20 protein-coding genes and 1 pseudogene are annotated in these 21,420 nt (G+C 31.0%); 16 read left to right on the top strand and 5 right to left on the bottom strand.

Translation table 11 applies throughout. From position 1 onward, the window contains the following. On the bottom strand, positions 1-669 hold a 669-nt coding region (locus CD116_RS13900), incomplete at its 3' end, for an amino acid kinase family protein (protein ID WP_478050852.1). A gap of 190 nt (positions 670-859) precedes the next feature. Between CD116_RS13900 and CD116_RS07330 the strand changes: the two genes are divergently transcribed. From CD116_RS07330 to CD116_RS07315, 4 genes are read left to right on the top strand one after another with little or no spacing between them, the layout of a single operon-like run. Further along, on the top strand, positions 860-2,140 hold the full coding sequence (locus CD116_RS07330; RefSeq protein WP_047531137.1) for a homoserine dehydrogenase: 1,281 nt from the start codon (positions 860-862) through the stop codon (positions 2,138-2,140). Positions 2,141-2,145: 5 nt separating this feature from the next. Further along, on the top strand, positions 2,146-3,207 hold the full coding sequence (gene thrC, locus CD116_RS07325) for a threonine synthase (RefSeq protein ID WP_047550598.1): 1,062 nt from the start codon (positions 2,146-2,148) through the stop codon (positions 3,205-3,207). Between the two features lies 1 nt (position 3,208). Further along, positions 3,209-4,123: a homoserine kinase gene (thrB, locus tag CD116_RS07320; protein WP_047550601.1), complete on the top strand. Its 915-nt coding sequence runs from the start codon at positions 3,209-3,211 to the stop codon at positions 4,121-4,123. 57 nt (positions 4,124-4,180) lie between these two features. After that, entirely contained in the window at positions 4,181-4,984 is an 804-nt protein-coding gene (locus CD116_RS07315) for a Cof-type HAD-IIB family hydrolase (RefSeq protein WP_047550604.1), read from the top strand. Between the two features lie 216 nt (positions 4,985-5,200). Here CD116_RS07315 and CD116_RS07310 read toward each other — a convergent pair whose 3' ends face one another. From CD116_RS07310 to CD116_RS07300, 3 genes and pseudogenes are all read right to left on the bottom strand, one after another. Further along, positions 5,201-5,515 carry a hypothetical protein gene (locus CD116_RS07310; protein WP_047425328.1) on the bottom strand — a complete coding sequence of 105 codons (315 nt, stop codon included), beginning with the start codon at positions 5,513-5,515 and terminating at the stop codon, positions 5,201-5,203. Further along, positions 5,490-5,593 (bottom strand): annotated as a pseudogene (locus CD116_RS07305) (hypothetical protein). The gene CD116_RS07310 and the pseudogene CD116_RS07305 overlap by 26 nt, the downstream one beginning before the upstream one ends. Before the next feature lie 171 nt (positions 5,594-5,764). Further along, positions 5,765-7,219: an amino acid permease gene (locus tag CD116_RS07300; protein WP_047531133.1), complete on the bottom strand. Its 1,455-nt coding sequence runs from the start codon at positions 7,217-7,219 to the stop codon at positions 5,765-5,767. Positions 7,220-7,422: 203 nt separating this feature from the next. On the opposite strand from CD116_RS07300, the gene CD116_RS07295 reads away from it, so the two are divergent. From CD116_RS07295 to CD116_RS07270, 5 genes are all read left to right on the top strand, one after another. Continuing rightward, positions 7,423-8,940, top strand: coding sequence for a catalase (locus CD116_RS07295; RefSeq protein ID WP_047531132.1), 1,518 nt, complete (start codon positions 7,423-7,425; stop codon positions 8,938-8,940). 90 nt (positions 8,941-9,030) lie between these two features. Next, positions 9,031-9,180 (top strand): 50S ribosomal protein L33, encoded by a 150-nt coding sequence (gene rpmG / locus CD116_RS07290; protein ID WP_001265708.1) that lies wholly within the window; start codon positions 9,031-9,033, stop codon positions 9,178-9,180. Positions 9,181-9,646: 466 nt separating this feature from the next. Next, a complete protein-coding gene (gene rpsN, locus CD116_RS07285; RefSeq protein WP_001085655.1) occupies positions 9,647-9,916 on the top strand; it encodes a 30S ribosomal protein S14 in 270 nt (89 codons plus the stop codon). 157 nt (positions 9,917-10,073) lie between these two features. Continuing rightward, complete coding sequence (gene guaC, locus CD116_RS07280; RefSeq protein WP_047550607.1) at positions 10,074-11,051, top strand: GMP reductase; 978 nt, start codon at positions 10,074-10,076, stop codon at positions 11,049-11,051. Between the two features lie 21 nt (positions 11,052-11,072). Beyond that, a complete protein-coding gene (locus CD116_RS07270) occupies positions 11,073-12,089 on the top strand; it encodes a CAP domain-containing protein (protein ID WP_169929117.1) in 1,017 nt (338 codons plus the stop codon). Positions 12,090-12,447: 358 nt separating this feature from the next. Here CD116_RS07270 and lexA read toward each other — a convergent pair whose 3' ends face one another. Then, a complete protein-coding gene (gene lexA / locus CD116_RS07265; RefSeq protein ID WP_001208758.1) occupies positions 12,448-13,071 on the bottom strand; it encodes a transcriptional repressor LexA in 624 nt (207 codons plus the stop codon). 142 nt (positions 13,072-13,213) lie between these two features. Here lexA and sosA point away from each other — a divergent pair, with 142 nt between their 5' ends. The 7 genes from sosA to sbcC all read left to right on the top strand — a co-directional run bounded on the left by sosA (position 13,214) and on the right by sbcC (position 21,397). Beyond that, positions 13,214-13,447: a DNA damage-induced cell division inhibitor SosA gene (gene sosA, locus CD116_RS07260; RefSeq protein WP_047550610.1), complete on the top strand. Its 234-nt coding sequence runs from the start codon at positions 13,214-13,216 to the stop codon at positions 13,445-13,447. Between the two features lie 139 nt (positions 13,448-13,586). Beyond that, positions 13,587-13,826 (top strand): DUF896 domain-containing protein, encoded by a 240-nt coding sequence (locus CD116_RS07255; RefSeq protein WP_047550613.1) that lies wholly within the window; start codon positions 13,587-13,589, stop codon positions 13,824-13,826. 120 nt (positions 13,827-13,946) lie between these two features. Next, positions 13,947-15,935, top strand: a complete 1,989-nt coding sequence (tkt, locus tag CD116_RS07250; RefSeq protein ID WP_047531129.1) for a transketolase — start codon at positions 13,947-13,949, stop codon at positions 15,933-15,935. A 296-nt stretch (positions 15,936-16,231) separates the two neighbouring features. After that, positions 16,232-16,474, top strand: coding sequence for a YneF family protein (locus CD116_RS07245; protein WP_047425345.1), 243 nt, complete (start codon positions 16,232-16,234; stop codon positions 16,472-16,474). Between the two features lie 178 nt (positions 16,475-16,652). After that, complete coding sequence (locus CD116_RS07240; RefSeq protein ID WP_047425349.1) at positions 16,653-17,120, top strand: CcdC family protein; 468 nt, start codon at positions 16,653-16,655, stop codon at positions 17,118-17,120. A gap of 122 nt (positions 17,121-17,242) precedes the next feature. After that, a complete protein-coding gene (gene sbcD / locus CD116_RS07235) occupies positions 17,243-18,364 on the top strand; it encodes an exonuclease subunit SbcD (RefSeq protein ID WP_047550615.1) in 1,122 nt (373 codons plus the stop codon). 3 nt (positions 18,365-18,367) lie between these two features. Further along, the gene (sbcC, locus tag CD116_RS07230; RefSeq protein WP_047550618.1) at positions 18,368-21,397 is read left to right on the top strand and encodes an exonuclease subunit SbcC; all 3,030 of its coding nucleotides are present in this window, start codon (positions 18,368-18,370) and stop codon (positions 21,395-21,397) included. Positions 21,398-21,420: the final 23 nt, after the last annotated feature.

Raw genomic sequence — 21,420 nt, 5'->3', positions numbered from 1 at the left:
ACCAGATACATCGGTGAAATTTTCGTAAATAGTAGCTCTAACGCCACTTGAAATAATTGCTCCAGTTATATCAGATCCGCCGCGAGGAAACGTTACAATATAACCTTCATGTGATACACCAAAAAATCCTGGAATAATTAGTTTCTCATCATAATTTCGTAATTTCTTTATTTCTTTATAAGCACTATCTAATATTTGAGCTTGTTGTGGAACGTCAGTGACGTATATACCCGCTTCTTTTGGAGATACATATTTTGTAGGAATACCCTGACTATTATTATATAAAGCAATCAATTGTGCATTAAAATCTTCCCCACAAGATAGTAATGCATCTAATAATCTTTTAGGTTTATTTTTTAATTGCTCGATATAATGTTCTAATGTTTGGTCTATTGTTCGTAAAATACTTTCATCCATCTGCAATTCTTTTACAATATCATCATATCTCTGAATAATTTCTCTTTTTTTATCATGATAGTCAAGATGATTAATGACCTTTTCATATAATCTGATTAATAAATCAGTCGTTTTAACATCATTGTCATGTCTTTTTCCTGGTGCAGAAACGATTACAATTTTTCGCTCAGGATCAGAATTAACAATATTTAAAACTTTTTTAATTTGAGTAGCATTGGAGACGGAGCTACCACCGAATTTGGAAACTTTCATAGTGCATGCCAACCTTTCTAAAAAATCAGAAAATTGTATTCAGTTTTGTAAGTAAGAATGATATTATATATTTATATTTTGAATATTACGAACTTTACAAAAATAAAGAATAATTCTATACTATACTATCATCTAGTGTTTTTCAATAATACATTTGTTTTTCTCAAAAGCACAAACGGAGGTACATAACATGAAAAATTTAAATATAGCATTATTAGGATTAGGTACTGTTGGGTCTGGTGTAGTAAAAATCATCGAAGAGAACAGACAGCAAATTCAAGACACATTAAATAAAGACATTGTAATTAAACATATCCTTGTTCGTGATAAATCTAAAAAAAGACCATTAAATATTAGCCAATATCATTTAACTGAAGATGTTAATGAAATTTTAAATGATGATTCTTTAGATATTATTATAGAAGTAATGGGTGGTATTGAACCAACTGTTGATTGGTTACGAACAGCACTGAAAAATAAAAAACATGTCATCACTGCAAATAAAGATTTACTAGCAGTACACCTAAAACTTTTGGAAGATTTGGCAGAAGAAAACGGTGTAGCTTTAAAGTTTGAAGCTAGTGTTGCAGGTGGGATTCCAATCGTAAATGCCATAAATAATGGTTTGAATGCGAATAATATTTCTAAATTTATGGGAATTTTAAATGGTACCTCTAATTTTATTTTATCTAAGATGACTAAGGAACAAACGACATTTGAAGAAGCGCTCGATGAGGCGAAAAGACTTGGTTTTGCAGAAGCAGATCCTACTGATGATGTAGAAGGGGTAGATGCAGCACGTAAAGTTGTTATTACATCATATTTGTCATTTAACCAAGTCATTAAACTAAACGACGTTAAACGAAAAGGGATTAGCGGTGTAACTCTAACTGATATTAATGTAGCTAATCAACTGGGGTATAAAATTAAATTAATTGGTAAGGGAATATATGAAAATGGCAAAGTTAATGCTTCAGTAGAGCCGACATTAATTGATAAGAAACACCAATTAGCAGCAGTAGAAGATGAATATAATGCGATTTATGTCATTGGTGATGCTGTAGGAGATACGATGTTTTATGGAAAAGGGGCAGGTAGTTTAGCAACAGGTAGTGCGGTAGTAAGTGATTTATTAAATGTTGCACTATTCTTTGAATCAGATTTACATACATTGCCGCCTCATTTTGAATTAAAGACAGATAAAACACGAGAGATGATGGATTCTGATGCAGAAATTAACATTAAAGAAAAATCCAGCTTTTATGTTGTTATTAAAAATGTTGATGATTTATTAGAAAAGTTTGAAAATGACTTAAAGTCTATATTACCGTTCCATAAATCATTAAGTGTAGCAAACTATGAGGATGATTCATATGCAGCTGTCATAATTGGATTGGAATCATCACCAGAAGAATTAATCACTAAGCATGGATATTTAGTTGAAAAAGTATATCCGGTAGAAGGAGTTTAATTAATATGAGAAGATGGCAAGGATTAGTAGAAGAATTTAAGGCGCATTTGCCAGTAGACGAAAATACACCTAAATTAACTTTAAATGAAGGTAATACACCACTTATTCATTGTGAAAATATTTCAGCAATGTTAGGCATTGATTTATATGTTAAATATGAAGGTGTGAATCCAACTGGGTCATTCAAAGATCGTGGTATGGTAATGGCTGTAACTAAAGCTAAAGAACAAGGTAAGAAGATTGTAATTTGTGCTTCAACTGGGAACACGTCGGCTTCTGCCGCTGCATATGCAGCAAGAGCTGGATTAAAGGCAATTGTAGTTATCCCAGAAGGTAAAATTGCATTAGGAAAGTTATCTCAAGCGGTGATGTATGGTGCTGAGATAGTTTCAATAGAAGGAAACTTTGATGAAGCGTTAGAGATTGTGAAAGAAATTGCCAAAAGCGGTGAAATTGAGTTAGTAAACTCTGTTAATCCTTATAGAATTGAAGGCCAAAAAACTGGTTCTTTTGAAATTGTACAACAGCTAGATGGTGAAGCTCCTGATATTTTAGCGATTCCTGTAGGTAATGCAGGTAATATTACGGCGTATTGGAAAGGTTTTAAAGAATACCATGAAGCTAAGGGGTCACAATTACCTAAAATGTTTGGTTTCCAAGCTGAAGGTGCATCCCCAATCGTACAAAATAAAGTCATTAAAAACCCAGAGACAATTGCAACTGCTATTCGGATCGGTAATCCTGCTAGTTGGGATAAGGCGACAAATGCATTGAGAGAATCAAATGGTTTAATTGATAGTGTAACAGATGAAGAAATCTTAGAAGCTTATCAGTTAATGACAACTAAGGAAGGTGTCTTTAGCGAACCAGCAAGTAATGCTTCTATTGCAGGTTTAATTAAATTGCATAGACAAGGTAAGTTACCACAAGGTAAAAAAGTTGTTGCAATACTGACAGGTAATGGCTTAAAAGATCCAGATACTGCTATTTCTCTATTAGATAATCCAATTAAGCCATTACCAAATGACAAGAATAGTATTATTGAATATATTAAAGGAGCTTTATAACATGACTAATGTTTTGGAGTTAACAATTCCAGCTTCAACAGCCAACCTAGGAGTTGGCTTTGATTCTATAGGTATGGCTTTAGATAAATTTTTGTATCTATCTGTAATGGAAACACCTGGCACAAAATGGGAGTATATTTTCCGTGATGATGCATCAAAGCAATTACCAACAGATGAAACAAACTTTATTTATCAAGTTGCGCAACGAGTAGCTTCAAAATATGAAGTAACTTTGCCTAATTTATGTATCGAGATGCGTAGTGATATTCCATTAGCAAGAGGATTAGGTTCATCTGCTTCTGCTTTAGTGGGAGCAATTTATATTGCAAATTACTTTGGTGATATTCAATTATCGAGACATGAAGTATTGCAATTAGCAACAGAAATCGAAGGACATCCTGATAATGTTGCACCGACCATTTATGGTGGTTTAATCGCTGGATATTATAATGATGTCTCGAAAGAAACGTCAGTTGCTCATATCGACATACCAGACGTGGATGTGATTGTAACGATACCAACTTATGAACTCAAAACAGAAGCATCAAGACGTGCTTTGCCACAAAAATTAACACATAGTGAAGCAGTTAAATGTAGTTCGATTAGTAATACGATGATATGTGCATTAGCACAACACAATTATGAATTAGCAGGTAAACTTATGCAGCAAGATGGTTTCCACGAACCATATCGTCAACATTTAATTGCTGAATTTGAAGATGTTAAGGCGATTGCTAATGAGCACAATGCATATGCAACAGTTATTAGTGGTGCTGGGCCATCAATTTTAGTCTTTAGTCGTAAAGAAAATAGTGGGGAATTAGTTCGAACATTAAATAGTCAGGTAGTATCATGCCATTCTGAATTGGTCGATATTAATATCAGTGGTGTTAAAGAACGAATTGTATACCAATAGACGCTTTATATTGTAAAATAGTATTAAATGCAGAATAGAGAGGAGATTTAATACGATATGACGAATTATAAAGCAGTTGTTTTAGATATGGATGATACGTTGCTAAATTCAGATAATGTTGTTTCAGAAGAAACTGCAAAATATTTAACAACGATACAAGATGAAGGGATTTATGTTGTATTAGCATCCGGAAGACCAACAGAAGGTATGATTCCAACAGCCAGAGAATTGAAACTACCAGAACACCATAGCTACATTATTAGTTATAATGGTAGTAAGACGATTAACATGGCAAATGAAGAAGTGGAAGTTAGTAAATCTATTAGCAAGCAAGATTTTGATGAAATAGTAGATTATTGTAGAGATAGAGGCTTTTTTGTTCTTACATATCATGAAGGACAAATTATTTACGATAGTGAACATGAATACATGAATATTGAAGCGGAATTAACAGGATTACCTATGAAACGTGTTGATGATATCAAAGCGTATATTCAAGATGATGTTCCTAAGGTCATGGGTGTTGACTATGTTGCGAATATTACAGAAGCTAGAATTGATTTAAATGGTGTGTTTAATGATAATGTAGATGCTACTACTAGTAAGCCATTTTTCTTAGAATTTATGGCTAAAGACGTTTCAAAAGGTAATGCGATTAAAGCGCTATGTCATAAATTAGGATTTACTGTAGACCAAGTTGTTGCTTTTGGTGACAGCATGAATGATAAATCAATGTTTGAAGTAGCAGGATTAGCTATTGCAATGGGAAATGCTTCAGACGAATTAAAGGAATACGCAGATGAAGTTACGTTAGATCATAACAATAACGGTATTCCACATGCTCTAAGAAATTTATTTTAAGATTTAAAACAAGCCTAAACACATGATTTTTCAATCGTATATCTAGTGTTTAGGCTTTTAAATTTGTGTATTTATAAGATGTAATGTAAAACTGTTGAAAATCATAATGAACCAATTGTTTGAAAGTAAAGCACCTTCTTAATGAAATGTATTATAAAACTAAAAAAGCAGTAACAATCTAACTGGTTCGTTAGATGCACTGCAAGCATATGGTAATTATTTAGCTGTTTGTGTCCAATCGTGTTTGCCTCTGAAACGTTTTACATGTGCATATATTTGGTCAGCAGTATAGTCTAAGTTTGTATATACTGTAATACTAAAAGCTGACTGATTCTCTGCAAAAGACTCTTCTAAAAACAATTCCTTTAAATGAGTAAATAAATCATTCATTTGTTTATGATTTAAACCGGGATACTCCCTTAAAGTTCTTTTTAATAATTGACCATTCTTTTCTTCTAATGCTTGAACCACAATAACAAATCTCTCATCTTGCTTTAATACATCATCAAATAAATTTGTTTGTCCAATCATTGAATTCACCCCTGAAAAGTTATTCTTATCTATATTATACACAATCTGCAAAATATCTAAAATAAAGAATGTAAATATTGTTCGAATAAAAATGAACAGAATACTAGTTAATATACTAAATACTTAAAATGGAAAGCATCTCCATAATGATATGAAGTGATTTTACATAAAATAACACGACAAATGCTATCAAATGTTTGAAGCATCTGTCGTGAATGAAAGGGGATTTTTATATTTACACTGTTTTAATTATTTTTGATTTTCATAATCATGTGGTTTTAAATTGATGGTTTCAAGTTTAACAAACTTTGTCTTATGAATTATTTTATGAACAAAATAAATAATTGCTAAGATAATTAAAGGTAAGAAGTTTCTAAACACACTCAACCAATCATTTTCTAGCATGCTTTCAAATGAACTTCCAAGTAATAAGAATGCTAAAGTTGCAATAACAAGGATAGGACCTAATGGATAAAATGGTGCTTTATATGGAAGTACTTTATTTGGATCTTCGCCTTGTTTTTTAATTGCTTGTCTTAATCGAATTTGAGACCAAATACTTGAACCCCACACAACTATTACCATTGAACCGATTATTTTTAATAAGTTAAATACAGCATGTGCATTGTAATTCGCATATATGATTACAATAATAACAACAACGTATGTCGTTAATAATGCTCGAAGCGGTAATTTTGTAGTTTTGTTTAATTTGCTTAAAAACTTAGGTGCTTTATTATCTGCACTTAGTGAATATAACATTCTACCCGTTGTATAAACGCCTGAATTTGCAGCAGATAATAATGAGGTTAAAATAACTGCATTAATAACTGATGCTGCAAAAGCGATACCAACTCTATCAAAGACAATCGTAAACGGACTTTGACTTACTGATTCATTTTTATTTAGTAATAATGGATCTGTATATGGAATGATTGCAGCAATTACAGCAATTGATAACACGTAGAACAATAGTATGCGCCAAAAAACTTGCTTAATAGCTTTAGGCATTGATTTTTTAGGGTCATCAGATTCACCAGCGGTAACAGCTACTACCTCGGTACCTCCAACAGAGAAACCTGCAACTAGTAATACGCCTAAGAACCCTGAGATACCACCTACAAATGGTGCATCGCCTTTTGTATAATTTTCAAAGCCATAACTATGGCCACCTAAAATACCAAAGATCATTAAAATACCAAATACAATGAATACTATAATTGTAATTACTTTAATTAATGATAACCAAAATTCAGTTTCACCGAATGATTTTACAGAAAAAATGTTTAATAATAGTAAGATTGTAATAAATATTAAACTCCAAGTTATGGGGTGTAAAAATTTAAATGTGTCCCAAAAATAAAGTACATTTGACGCCACAATAACATCTACACTTGTAACTAATGACCATAATGCCCAGTACAACCATCCCATTGTAAAACCAAGTGATGAGTCTATAAAACGTGTTGAATATGAACTAAAAGAGCCTGATACTGGATAAAATGTTGCTAATTCTCCAATAGAAGACATTAAGAAGTACAACATAATACCAATAAGTAAATAGGCTAATATAGCGCCTCCGGGTCCAGCTTGTGAAATTATATTACCTGTAACTACAAATAGACCAGTTCCAATTGCACCACCTATAGCAATCATGGAAATGTGCCTAGAATTAAGACTACGGTTCATTTTATTATCTTCCATATTTAGTCTCCCATCTATTTAAATATACCCATTATTGTAAGCTTTTTAAGTAGACTATTCAACAACTTTTTAACACTTTAAAGCGGAAAAATTAAAATTTTCTGATTTTTTAATCTTCTTGAGCATGTTTGATTGTAATTTCATTAGGGTTAAATTATAATGTGTATTAAATTATAATAATTATAAATTGTGGAGGGATGACTATGTCACAACATGATAAAAAGTTAACTGGAGTTTTTGGGCATCCAGTATCAGATCGAGAAAATAGTATGACTGCTGGGCCGAGGGGACCACTTTTAATGCAAGATATTTATTTCTTAGAGCAAATGTCACAATTTGATAGAGAAGTTATACCTGAACGTCGAATGCATGCCAAAGGTTCTGGAGCATTTGGTACATTTACTGTAACTAAAGATATTACAAAGTATACTAATGCTAAGATTTTCTCTGAAGTTGGCAAACAAACTGAAATGTTCGCACGTTTTTCTACAGTAGCAGGCGAACGTGGTGCCGCTGATGCAGAGCGAGATATTAGAGGATTTGCATTAAAATTTTATACAGAAGAAGGGAACTGGGATTTAGTAGGGAATAATACACCTGTCTTCTTCTTCAGAGATCCAAAGTTATTTGTAAGTTTAAATCGCGCTGTTAAACGTGATCCAAGAACAAATATGCGAGATGCACAAAATAACTGGGATTTTTGGACTGGACTTCCTGAAGCTTTACATCAGGTAACGATTTTAATGTCAGATAGAGGTATACCTAAAGATTTACGTCATATGCATGGATTCGGCTCTCATACGTATTCAATGTACAATGATTCTGGTGAACGTGTTTGGGTTAAATTTCATTTTAGAACTCAACAAGGTATTGAAAATTTAACAGATGAAGAAGCTGCTGAAATTGTAGCAACTGATCGTGATTCATCACAACGTGATTTATTTAATGCTATTGAGAATGGTGACTATCCAAAATGGACAATGTATATCCAAGTAATGACTGAGGAACAAGCTAAAAATCATAAAGATAATCCATTTGATTTAACAAAAGTATGGTATCACGATGAGTACCCTTTAATTGAAGTTGGAGAGTTTGAATTAAATAGAAATCCAGATAATTACTTTATGGATGTTGAGCAAGCTGCGTTTGCACCAACAAATATTATTCCAGGATTAGATTTTTCTCCAGACAAAATGTTACAAGGACGTTTATTCTCATATGGCGATGCGCAAAGATATCGCTTAGGAGTTAATCATTGGCAGATTCCTGTAAACCAACCTAAAGGTGTAGGCATTGAAAATTTATGTCCATTCAGTAGAGATGGTCAAATGCGTGTAGTTGATAATAACCAAGGTGGCGGCACACATTATTATCCAAATAATCAAGGCAAATTTGATTCTCAACCTGAATATAAAAAGCCTCCATTCCCAACTGATGGTTATGGTTATGAATATAATCAACGCCAAGATGATGATAATTATTTTGAACAACCTGGTAAGCTATTTAGATTACAATCTGAAGATGCTAAAGAAAGAATTTTCACAAATACAGCAAATGCAATGGATGGTGTGTCTGAAGATGTTAAGCGACGCCATATCCGTCATTGTTATAAAGCTGATCCAGAATATGGTAAAGGTGTAGCTAAAGCATTAGGTATTGATATTAATTCAATTGATCTTGAAACAGAAAGTGACGAAACTTACGAAAACTTTAAAAAATAAATTTGAAATGTGTATTCAATATTGCGTAGTTGAGCAGTTTATGATAATATAATAAATCGTAAAGATTCCTAACAAGAGAGGGTGTTTAACGTGCGCGTAAACGTAACATTAGCATGCACAGAATGTGGCGATCGTAACTATATCACTACTAAAAATAAACGTAACAATCCTGAGCGTATTGAAATGAAGAAATATTGCCCAAGATTAAACAAATATACGTTACATCGTGAAACTAAGTAATTCTTATCATTCAAATACGACGATTTGAAATCAAAGCGGGCTTTTCCATTATTTATGGAGAGCTCGTTTTTTTATTGATGATACTTCAATATAACAGTGAGAAACATATTTAAAAATTAATAAAATAAATAAATATATATATAAATGATTTGAGTTATTTCTTAATGAAGTAAATGGTGAAATTATTTATGGTATTTTGATAAGTAGTATTTACATGACACGAACAATACACTAGTAGTAAATTTTAAAAAGGTAAATTTGCATTTATTATAGTAGAAAGTGAAAAGTAATAGTCTTTTTTAATAAGATATGGTCATTTTGAAGAGAAATAAAATTTTTCAACGCCAAAGAACGATTTTTGAGGAATTTAGTAAATAAATATGATTTAACTGTTGAATTATGTGAGGATTGTGTTATTATATAAATCGTAATAATTACGATTTGATAAAAAGTGAGGTAACAATATATGGCTAAGAAGTCTAAAATAGCAAAAGAAAGAAAAAGAGAAGAATTAGTTAATAAATATTATGAGTTACGTAAAGAGTTAAAAGCGAAAGGTGATTATGAAGCATTAAGAAAATTACCTAGAGATTCGTCACCAACACGCTTAACAAGAAGATGTAAAGTTACTGGTAGACCAAGAGGTGTATTACGTAAATTTGAAATGTCACGTATTGCATTTAGAGAACATGCCCATAAAGGTCAAATTCCAGGTGTTAAAAAATCAAGCTGGTAAAATTAAATTTCGTACTTTAGCCCATTTACAATATTAATAAAACAATGTACAGTATATACGAATGCTATAAACTGAATGTTTTCGAAATTAATCAAGAAAACATTCGGTTTTTAATTTGCATTAATAAAATAATTAGTTTTAAAAGGGGCTATTTAAAGTGAAAATATTTGATTATGAAGATATTCAGTTAATACCTAATAAATGTATTGTTAAAAGCAGATCTGAATGTGACACATCGATTCAATTTGGACCTAAGACATTTAAATTACCTGTAGTTCCTGCGAATATGCAAACAGTTATGAATGAAACATTAGCAAAATGGTTTGCAGAAAATGATTATTTCTATATCATGCATCGTTTTGATGAAAATGCTAGAGTACCTTTTATTAAAAATATGCATGATTCAGATTTATTTGCCTCGATTTCAGTAGGTGTGAAGAAAGCAGAATTTGAATTTATTGAAAAATTAGCTCAAGATAAATTAATACCAGAATATATAACAATAGATATTGCCCATGGACACTCTGATTCAGTAATTAATATGATAAAACATATAAAAAAACATTTGCCCGAAAGCTTTGTCATTGCAGGTAATGTTGGTACGCCTGAAGGTGTTAGAGAATTAGAAAATGCTGGTGCGGATGCTACAAAAGTTGGTATTGGTCCTGGTAGAGTTTGTATTACAAAAATTAAAACTGGCTTTGGTACAGGAGGTTGGCAGCTAGCAGCATTAAATTTATGTAGTAAAGCTGCACGTAAACCTTTAATTGCTGATGGTGGTATTAGAACACATGGTGATATAGCTAAATCTATTCGATTTGGGGCATCCATGGTCATGATTGGTTCATTATTTGCGGCACACGAAGAATCTCCTGGAGAAACAGTAGAGCTTGATGGTAAACAATATAAAGAGTACTTTGGTAGTGCCTCTGAATTTCAAAAAGGCGAACATAAAAATGTAGAAGGCAAAAAAATGTTTGTAGAACATAAGGGTTCATTAATGGATACCTTAAATGAAATGCAACAAGATCTACAAAGTTCAATTTCTTATGCCGGTGGAAAAGACTTGAAATCATTACGTACTGTAGATTATGTTATTGTTAGAAACTCTATTTTCAACGGTGATAGAGATTAATTTTTATAGTAGGTGATGTAAATTAAAAAGTTCATAGTAACAGTTATTGCATTTTTATCGATTATTATTATTGCGCCAATAACTGAATTTAAACCATTGATTCATTTACAAAATGAAGTAAGACAATATATTGATATTCATATTAATAAAGAAACGATTTCAGCTGAAAATAAATTAGACACACCTAAAAAGCAACAATTTGCATTTAATAATATTCAAATGAATATGTCTAAATCAGAAGTTGAAAAGATATTAAAACAACCCAAAAGGGTAACATTTAATGAATATGGTACAAAATGGTATACGTATTATGATGGCGATTATAATAATTTTTTGATGGTTAGTTATATTAAGGATAAAGTAAACGCTATATATTCAAATCAAAATATCATTACTTCCAAATCTAAAATTAAGTATAATACACCAAAAGCAGTTGTCAGACAAAGATTAGGTGAACCTGTGACTGAAATAGTTAAAGGTAGAGTTCGTTATGAACAAAATAATAAAGAGTATGATGTTTTTCATAAAAACAATATCTATACAACAGTTTTTTATGATAAACACCGTCGAGATAGTGTAACAGCTATATTACAAGTTAGTGATGCCATGGAAAATAGGCTGAAACAGCAATATGGTGCGCCATCGAAATCACTTGCAAATAGTTATGAGCTTCAAAATTTTGATTTAGTTAATGCTGAAAGAAAACAACATCAGTTACCAACACTAAAATATTCTAAACAGAATTCTGAAACAGCGCGGAAACATAGTAAAGATATGGCGGATAATCACTACTTTGACCATACTAACTTAAAAGGTCAATCTCCGTTTGATCGATTGAAAAAAGATGGTATAGTATTTAGATCAGCTGGTGAAAATTTAGCATATGGTCAAGTGAGCAGTATTTATGCACATGAAGGGTTAATGAACTCTCTTGGTCATAGAAAGAACATTTTAAATGATGCATTTAATGCATTAGGTGTTGGTGTGGATTTTAATGATGAAAGACAGCCGTTTTGGACAGAAAATTATACTGGATAATGTTTCTTATGTGTTGTTAAAGGGTATGGTTATCTGTAAGGAAGTAGATAAACTTGATGATACAAGATAAATCTAAAGATGCGGACATACTAGAACGCGTCAAAGACATATTAAATAAAAAAGGTAGTAAAAAATAACCTTAGCTCGCTTCTGCATATGATTGTAGGGGCGAGTTTTACTTTATATATAAATATTAGTTTGACTTAATTACTAATAGTTAGTTGTTTGTGGTGCTGTCACATTCTTATAAAAGCCAGCATGTAAAAAACCTCTTGATATTCATTGTGATTTCAAGAGGTTGAAAATTTATTAAGAATGAGGGTTTAACAAATGCGATTATATATAAATTGTTGAAATATTACATTTCACGATACAAACCAATTACTTTACCAATAACTGTAACATTATCAAGGTAAATTGGTTCCATAGTGCTATTTTCAGGTTGTAAACGATATCGATTTCTTTCTTTATAAAAACGTTTAACCGTTGCTTCATCTTCGTCTGTCATTGCAACAATGATATCACCATTTTCTGCAATTGTTTGGCTTCGAACAATTACTTTATCTCCGTCTAATATACCTGCTTCAATCATACTGTCGCCCACAACATTTAAAATAAATATATCGCTATTATGTGTTGATGTTAGGTGTTCTGGTAATGGAAAATATTCTTCTACATTTTCAACTGCAGTAATCGGAACACCAGCAGTAACTTTACCAATAACTGGAACATGAATTGTCTCTTCCATATTAATGTTATCATTTGTTTGGTCACTTACAATTTCGATTGCACGAGGTTTCGTTGGATCTCGTCTAATATATCCTTTTTCCTCAAGGCGTGAAAGATGTCCATGAACTGTTGAACTTGAAGCTAAACCAACCGCTTCGCCAATTTCACGAACGCTAGGCGGATAACCTTTTGATTGAACAACTTGTTTAATATAATTATATATTTCGCTTTGTCGTTTTGTTAATTCTCTCATATATAGGCACTCCCTAATTTAATTTAAATTTATTATAGCATTAATTCAAAACTAAAACAAACATTTGTTCGTTAAAAAGTTGACGTAGAACATAGGTTCTGATATATTACTTATACAAACAAATGTTCTAGGAGTGAAATCGATGTTTTATAATAAATATAAAAACTTATCCACATATATAATCATATTTTTAATTTCAAGTGCAGCTTTTTCTATATTCTTATTGAGTGCGAACATCAGTGCTCACACGGAACAAACGTACGAGATGACTGATCACCAAATCAAGACAAAAGCAATCGACAAAACATACGAACATAGTATCCCTACAAACAAAGGCGAACAAAAAGATGGAAAAGTGTTCGCGTTTATAAATTAATTCTATAAATTTTCCTACGCTATTTTGCTTATTTTTGCAAAGTAGCGTTTTTATTTACTTTGTAGATGATCTTAAATTTGTTATATTTTGTTAAAGTATTATAATGATTGGGTAAATAATGTGAAGGTAGGTTTTTTTAATGAGTAATTCAGATTTGAATATCGAAAGAATAAATGAATTAGCTAGAAAGAAAAAAGCAGAAGGTTTAACACAAGAAGAGGCAAAAGAACAAACAGCTTTAAGAAAAGCTTATCTTGAAAGTTTTAGAAAAGGGTTTAAACAACAAATTGAAAATACAAAAGTGATTGATCCGGAAGGTAATGATGTTACACCAGAAAAAATCAAAGAAATACAAGAAAAAAGAAATAATCCAAATTAGCCCATAACTATATATAGAATTTTCTGACATTAAAATTTGATTTAAGTATTTTACTTATCTTTTTATTTTAAAATAAGTTATAATGTATTTGATAAAATTGAAGAAGGGAAGATACACAAGATGTTTAATGAAAAAGATCAATTAGCTGTTGATACGTTGCGTGCTTTAAGTATCGACACAATCGAAAAAGCAAATTCTGGTCATCCAGGACTACCTATGGGAGCTGCCCCAATGGCTTATACTTTGTGGACACGTCATTTAAATTTCAATCCACAATCAAAAGATTACTTTAACAGAGATCGTTTCGTACTATCAGCTGGGCACGGTTCGGCATTATTGTATAGTTTGTTACATGTTTCAGGGAGTTTAGAATTAGAAGAATTAAAACAATTTAGACAATGGGGTTCTAAAACACCAGGTCACCCCGAATACAGACATACTGATGGTGTAGAAGTTACAACTGGTCCACTTGGTCAAGGATTTGCTATGTCAGTTGGTTTGGCATTAGCTGAAGATCATTTAGCTGGTAAGTTCAACAAAGATGGTTACAATGTTGTAGATCATTACACATATGTATTAGCTTCTGATGGTGATCTAATGGAAGGTATCTCACATGAAGCTGCTTCATTTGCTGGTCATAATAAACTAAGTAAATTAGTCGTACTATATGATTCAAATGATATCTCACTTGATGGTGAATTGAATAAAGCATTTTCGGAAAATACTAAAGAACGTTTTGAAGCATATGGTTGGAACTATCTATTAGTTAAAGATGGTAATGATTTAGAAGAAATTGACCAAGCGATTACTAAAGCTAAATCTCAAGAAGGTCCAACTATTATCGAAGTTAAAACTACAATCGGCTTTGGTTCTCCAAATAAAGCTGGTACTAATGGTGTTCATGGTGCGCCTTTAGGTGAAGACGAAAGAAAATTAACTTTCGAAAATTATGGTTTGGATCCTGAAAAACGTTTCAATGTTTCTGAGGAAGTTTATGAAATTTTCCAAAGTACAATGTTACAACGTGCTAATGAAGATGAGTCTAAATGGAATGCATTATTAGAAAAATATGCTGAAGCTTATCCTGAATTAGCAGAAGAATTTAAATTAGCTGTTAGTGGAAAATTACCTAATAATTATAAAGATGAATTACCTCGCTTTGAATTAGGACATAGTGGTGCATCTCGTGCTGATTCTGGAGCAATCATTCAAGCTATCAGTAAAACTGTACCTTCATTCTTTGGGGGATCAGCAGACCTTGCTGGTTCGAATAAATCAAATGTAAATAACGCAATTGACTATAGTTCTAAAACGCCAGAAGGTAAAAATGTATGGTTTGGTGTACGTGAATTTGCAATGGGAGCTGCTGTTAATGGTATGGCTGCTCATGGAGGTGTACATCCATATGGAGCAACTTTCTTCGTATTTAGTGATTATTTAAAACCGGCATTGCGTCTATCATCAATTATGGGATTAAATGCAACATTTATCTTTACACATGACTCAATTGCAGTTGGTGAAGATGGACCTACGCATGAACCAATTGAACAATTAGCTGGGTTAAGAGCTATTCCTAATATGAATGTTATCCGTCCAGCAGACGGAAATGAAACTAGAGTTGCTTGGGAAGTTGCTTTGGAATCAGAATCAACGCCAACTTCATTAGTATTAACACGTCAAAACTTACCAGTATTAGACGTACCTGAAAAAGTAATTGAAGAAGGTGTGCGTAAAGGTGCATATACAGTTTATGGCACTGAAGAAACACCAGAATTCTTATTATTAGCATCTGGTTCAGAAGTTAGCTTAGCAATTGAAGCTGCAAAAGATCTTGAAAAACAAGGTAAATCTGTACGCGTAGTTTCTATGCCTAACTGGAATGCATTTGAACAACAATCTGATGAATATAAAGAATCGATTATTCCATCGAGTGTAACTAAACGTGTTGCTATAGAAATGGCCTCACCACTTGGATGGCATAAATATGTTGGTACTGCTGGCAAAGTTGTCGCTATTGATGGCTTTGGTGCAAGTGCACCTGGCGATTTAGTCGTTGAAAAATATGGATTTACTAAAGAAAATATTTTAAATCAAGTAATGAGTTTATAAAAAGTATTTATACAATTTTAGTATTTAGAAGTCTAGGATATCTAATCTTAGGCTTCTTTAATATTAGAGTTTTCACTACATTGAAAACAATTTTAATGGATAATAGTACTTGAAGTATTTATTAACATTCCTGTTTAACTATGAGAATTTAATTTAATCATAAAAATCACTATTATATCTAAGTGATTTTTGATATTATTTTTAGTATCGATATTAAAATACTTGAATAAACTAGTTCTTGAAATAATGTGATGAATTTAGTAAAATTCAGTAGGATAAAGAAAGCGGGTGAAACAATGGCAACTTGGTTGGCAATTATTTTAATAATAGGAGCATTAATTTTAGGTTTAATTGGTGGTTTCTTATTAGCAAGAAAATATATGATGGATTACTTGAAGAAAAACCCACCAATCAATGAAGAAATGCTTCGTATGATGATGATGCAAATGGGTCAAAAACCTTCTCAAAAGAAAATTAATCAAATGATGACGATGATGAATAAAAATATGGATCAAAATATGAAGAGCACGAAAAAGTAAATTCGTGATTTATAGAGGCTGGTACTCAAATATGAGTATGGCCTCTTTTTGATTACAAATTTACAATTAAAAATAGATTTAATAAAATTGAAGTTAACAAAATGACGAAAAGAATGATAAATGCTATAATTCAGTTTATATGATTAACAGAGAGTTTATTTTATAAGAAGGTGTATGCGTGCTCTATTTAATATTTTCAATAGTTGTAGCTTTATTTATGGGAACTATGGTTATAGTTATCCGTATGAAAGCTCAAAATTATCCGGTAAATGAGAAAAAAATAATTTTGCCACCGTTCTTTATGTCAACGGGTGCCTTAATGTATGTTGTACCTTATTTTAGGCTTACTGGGTCTGAAATGTTAGAAGCTTTTATAATTGGCTTATTATTCTCTACAGTTCTGATATGGACATCCCGTTTTGAAGTTAAGGGAACAGAGATTTATATGAAACGTTCAAAAGCATTTCCGGTCATTTTAATTTCATTACTTATTATTCGTACTGTTATGAAGATATTTATTAGTAATGAAATTGACCCGGGAGAGTTGGGCGGAATGTTCTTTTTATTAGCATTTTGCATGATTGTACCTTGGAGATTAGCAATGTTATATAAATATAAAAAAATAAAGAAAACATTAATCAATTAATTACTTTTAAACCACTTGTTTTTGGCTACTAAATCAGTCGATAAGTGGTTTTAATTTTACTTGAAACAGAGTGGAGAATATATTAAAATAAAAGCGAACAAATGTTCTATACGGAGGCAATAATGAAAATTATACATACAGCAGATTGGCATTTAGGAAAAATATTAAACGGCAAACATTTGATAGAGGACCAAGCATATATTTTAGATAAGTTCGTTGAGCAAATGACGATAGAAAAACCAGATGTCATTGTTATAGCTGGAGATTTATATGATACGACATATCCGAGCAAAGACGCAATTATGTTATTAGAACGAACAATAGCTAAACTTAATTTAGAGTTAAATATACCAATTATTATAATCAGTGGGAATCATGATGGTAAAGAAAGATTGAATTATGGCGCAAGTTGGTTTGAAAGTAGTCAATTATACATAAGGACGGACTTTACAACGATTAAGTCACCGATAACTATTAATGAAGTGAATTTTTATACATTGCCATATGCTACTGTTAGCGAAATGAAGCATTATTATGAAGATGAAAACATTGAAAATCATCAACAAGGTATTTCTAGATGCATTGATGAAATTCAATATTTACTTGATCCGAAAGCGATTAATATACTAATTGGTCATTTGACTGTACAAGGTGGTAAAACATCTGATTCTGAGAGACCACTTACAATTGGTACGGTCGAGTCAGTTCAAAAAAATGTTTTTAACGTATTTGATTATATAATGCTTGGGCATTTACACCACCCATTTAGTATTAATGATAAAAAGATAAAATATAGTGGTTCGTTATTACAGTATTCGTTTTCTGAAGTGGGTCAATCTAAAGGATATAGACGCATTACAATCGATGGTGATGATATCAATGATCAATTTATACCGATAGAACCTCTTAGACAATTAGAAATTATTACAGGTGAATTCAGTGAAGTTATAAATGAAAAAATTGCTGTGAATAATAAAGAGAATTATTTTCATTTTAAACTTACAAATATGTCTCATATAACAGATCCTATGATGCATTTAAAGCAAGTTTATCCCAATACTTTAGGGCTGACAAATGAAACTTTTAACTATAATGAAGAGAAAAATGTTATTGATATTAGTAGACAAGATGACATGACTATAATAGAACAATTTTATAATTATATTACGGATACAGGTTTGTCAGAAGTTCAATCAAAAAAGATTGAAAATATTTTAGAAGATAAATTGAACAAGGAGGATTAATGCATGAAGCCATTACATTTAACTTTAAAAAACTTTGGGCCATTTTTAAAAGAAGAAATTGATTTTTCTAAAATTGACAATAATGAACTGTTTTTGATAAGTGGTAAGACAGGGTCTGGTAAGACAATGATATTCGATGCAATGACTTATGCACTTTTTGGACAAGCATCAACTAAACAAAGAGAAGAAAATGATTTGAGAAGTCATTTTGCTGATGGAAAAGAAGCTATGTCTGTAACATTTCAATTTGAACTAAATCATCGTGTTTATAAATTACATAGACAGGGCCCATATATAAAAGAAGGAAATACTACTAAAACCAACGCTAAATTTGATGTATTTGAATTGGTGGATGATAAATTTGAAATTAGAGAAAGTAAAGTGCAAGCAGGGAATCAATTTATTATTGATTTAATAGGGGTTAATGCAGAGCAATTTCGGCAATTATTTATCTTACCTCAAGGTGAATTCAAAAAATTTTTAATATCAAAAAGTAGTGATAAACAGGGGATATTACGTACACTGTTTGACAGCAATAAATTTGAAGAAGTAAGAGAAATATTAAAAGAAGAAGTGAAAATAGAAAAAGCGCAAATTGAAAATAGGTATCAGCAAATTGATTTATTATGGCAAGAAATAGAAACATTTGATAATGAAGAGATTAAAAGTCTAATGAATATATCAAGTCAACAAACTGACAGGTTGATAGAAAATATCCCCTTATTAGAAACGCATTTTAACCAACAATTAAATATTATATACGAGGAAAAAAAAGCAGCTACTAAATCTTTTGAAAATATAGAAAAGAAAACCCAAGAAAATAAAGTGTTGCAAGAGAATATTAAACAATTAGACTCTTATAAAAATAGTTTTGATCAATTAAAGGAAAAACAACCTGAAATTGATCAAATAGAAGAAAAACTTAAATTACTTCAAGAGATTAAAAGTCTATTGAATTTTATTGACACTAAAAAGCACATTGAAACTAAAATGATAAAAGTAAATAATGCAATCAAAGAAACTAAAATTAAAATTTCAGAGGTAGATATTAATAGACGAAGTGTTGATAAAGAGTATGAGGCATTAAAGGAGAAAGAACATACTATTGATGAAAAGATTGCATTCATTGATAAAACTAAGCCTATCAAAAATAATATTATTAAGTATCAAGAAAGTTTTAACAAAGTTGATGGATTAACTATAGAGAATGAACAAATAAAAAAAGAATTAAGTAATTTAAATAATTCATTAGAAGAAATTGAAATTACTATTAGTAATAATGATAGTAATTACGAGAATATTGTAGTTCTAAATCATGAGATGAATCAGATTCATGATGACATAAACACAATACAGGAAAATGAGATTGCTAAGTCAGAGTTAAGTAAATTAATGGCCAACAAACAAGAGTTGGAAATGAGCATTAATAAAGAAAGAACAGTTTTAAGTGATTTAGAGATAAGACTTGAAAAGTTTGATAAGTCTAAATTAGATTTAAATGATAAAGAAAGTTTTATTCGTGAAATAAAGTCTGCAGTAAAAATTGGAGAACAATGTCCTATATGTGGAAATGAAATTCATGATTTAGGAGAACATATAGATTTTGAAAGTATAGCTAAACGTAAGGCTGATATAAAAGAAATAGAAACAAAAATATCTTCTATTAAATCAAGTATTGCTGTAAAACATTCTGAAATGAATCATATTAATGAAAAGATATCAAATATTAATGTGGATGAACATCTTGATATTTCAATAGAAATATTAAATGAACAATTAATAGAAAAAGAAGCGGAATTAAATAACCAAATTGCTACTAATAAATATGTAGAAGAATTGAAATCTGATAAAGAAAAATTAACAGCTGAACTTCATCAAAAGCAATTATTGTTTAATAGAAATGAGTCAGAACTTAAATTGAGTCAACAGCTTATAATTGAATTTGAAACACTTTCAGAGTATCACGATATTTCTGACTTTGAAGCTGACTATAACAGGAGTATACAAGAAGTGAATGCTCATCAGGAACTGTCAAAACAAATTGAGAATAAGCTAACAAAGCTAACACAGCAACGTTTAATTGAAGAAAACAATTTAAATCATTATAACCAACAATCTGCAACATATAATAATGAGTTGAAAGAAAACGAACAAGCTATTGAAATTGAAATGACAAAGTTGAATTTATCTCATGACAGTGATGTTGAAGGAATCATGACATGGAGAGATGAAAAAGAAAGTTTGAAGAAAACAGTAGATGAATATAGAAAACAATACAATGAATTGGAATTAGAGATAAATAGATTAGAATCATTAATTAAAGGTAAAGTAGTCATTAATCCAGTTGAATTAGAAAAAGACTATCAAAAATGTAAAGAAAATTTGAATGCATTGATAGATAAATATTCAGCTGTTCATTACCAATGTGAAAATAATGTAAAAAAATTAAAATCAATTGAATCGCATATTAATTATTTAAATCAAGAATTAAAGGAGCAGCAACAAATTTTTCAATTGTCTGAGATTGTTAGTGGTAAAAATAATAAAAACCTCACATTAGAAAATTTTGTATTAATATATTATTTAGATAAAATTATTGCGCAGGCTAATATAAGATTAGCGACAATGACGGACAATCGTTATCAATTGATAAGACGTGAAGCGGTTTCGCAAGGGCTTAGTGGATTAGAGATTGATGTGTTTGATTTACATTCAAATAGGTCTAGGCACATTAGTTCATTATCAGGTGGGGAAACATTCCAATCTTCATTAGCATTGGCACTTGGGATGAGCGAAATCGTACAGCAACAGTCAGGTGGTATTTCGTTAGAATCTATTTTTATTGATGAAGGTTTTGGTACATTAGATCAGGAAACTTTAGAAACTGCATTAGATACACTGTTGAATCTTAAATCAACTGGGAGAATGGTTGGTATCATTTCACATGTAACTGAATTGAAAAATAGAATACCATTGGTTTTAGAAGTTAAGTCAAATCAATATCAGAGTTCAACAATTTTTAGAAGAAATTAAAGCATAAAAAATAGAGATGTTTC

Origin of the sequence: Staphylococcus schweitzeri (assembly GCF_002902405.1) — a bacterium.
In the GTDB taxonomy this organism is placed as follows: domain Bacteria; phylum Bacillota; class Bacilli; order Staphylococcales; family Staphylococcaceae; genus Staphylococcus; species Staphylococcus schweitzeri.
The sequence above is the reverse complement of the archived record's forward strand: the minus strand, read 5'-3'. Positions and strand labels throughout refer to the sequence as shown.

Coding starts and splice junctions, on each gene's coding strand:
- CD116_RS07300 (WP_047531133.1), bottom strand. CDS start 7,219: ATGGAAGATAATAAAATGAACCGTAGTCTTAATTCTAGGCACATTTCC.
- rpsN (WP_001085655.1), top strand. CDS start 9,647: ATGGCTAAGAAGTCTAAAATAGCAAAAGAAAGAAAAAGAGAAGAATTA.
- lexA (WP_001208758.1), bottom strand. CDS start 13,071: ATGAGAGAATTAACAAAACGACAAAGCGAAATATATAATTATATTAAA.
- CD116_RS07315 (WP_047550604.1), top strand. CDS start 4,181: ATGACGAATTATAAAGCAGTTGTTTTAGATATGGATGATACGTTGCTA.
- CD116_RS07330 (WP_047531137.1), top strand. CDS start 860: ATGAAAAATTTAAATATAGCATTATTAGGATTAGGTACTGTTGGGTCT.
- tkt (WP_047531129.1), top strand. CDS start 13,947: ATGTTTAATGAAAAAGATCAATTAGCTGTTGATACGTTGCGTGCTTTA.
- thrC (WP_047550598.1), top strand. CDS start 2,146: ATGAGAAGATGGCAAGGATTAGTAGAAGAATTTAAGGCGCATTTGCCA.
- CD116_RS07310 (WP_047425328.1), bottom strand. CDS start 5,515: ATGATTGGACAAACAAATTTATTTGATGATGTATTAAAGCAAGATGAG.
- CD116_RS07245 (WP_047425345.1), top strand. CDS start 16,232: ATGGCAACTTGGTTGGCAATTATTTTAATAATAGGAGCATTAATTTTA.
- sbcD (WP_047550615.1), top strand. CDS start 17,243: ATGAAAATTATACATACAGCAGATTGGCATTTAGGAAAAATATTAAAC.
- CD116_RS07295 (WP_047531132.1), top strand. CDS start 7,423: ATGTCACAACATGATAAAAAGTTAACTGGAGTTTTTGGGCATCCAGTA.
- sbcC (WP_047550618.1), top strand. CDS start 18,368: ATGAAGCCATTACATTTAACTTTAAAAAACTTTGGGCCATTTTTAAAA.
- sosA (WP_047550610.1), top strand. CDS start 13,214: ATGTTTTATAATAAATATAAAAACTTATCCACATATATAATCATATTT.
- thrB (WP_047550601.1), top strand. CDS start 3,209: ATGACTAATGTTTTGGAGTTAACAATTCCAGCTTCAACAGCCAACCTA.
- CD116_RS07255 (WP_047550613.1), top strand. CDS start 13,587: ATGAGTAATTCAGATTTGAATATCGAAAGAATAAATGAATTAGCTAGA.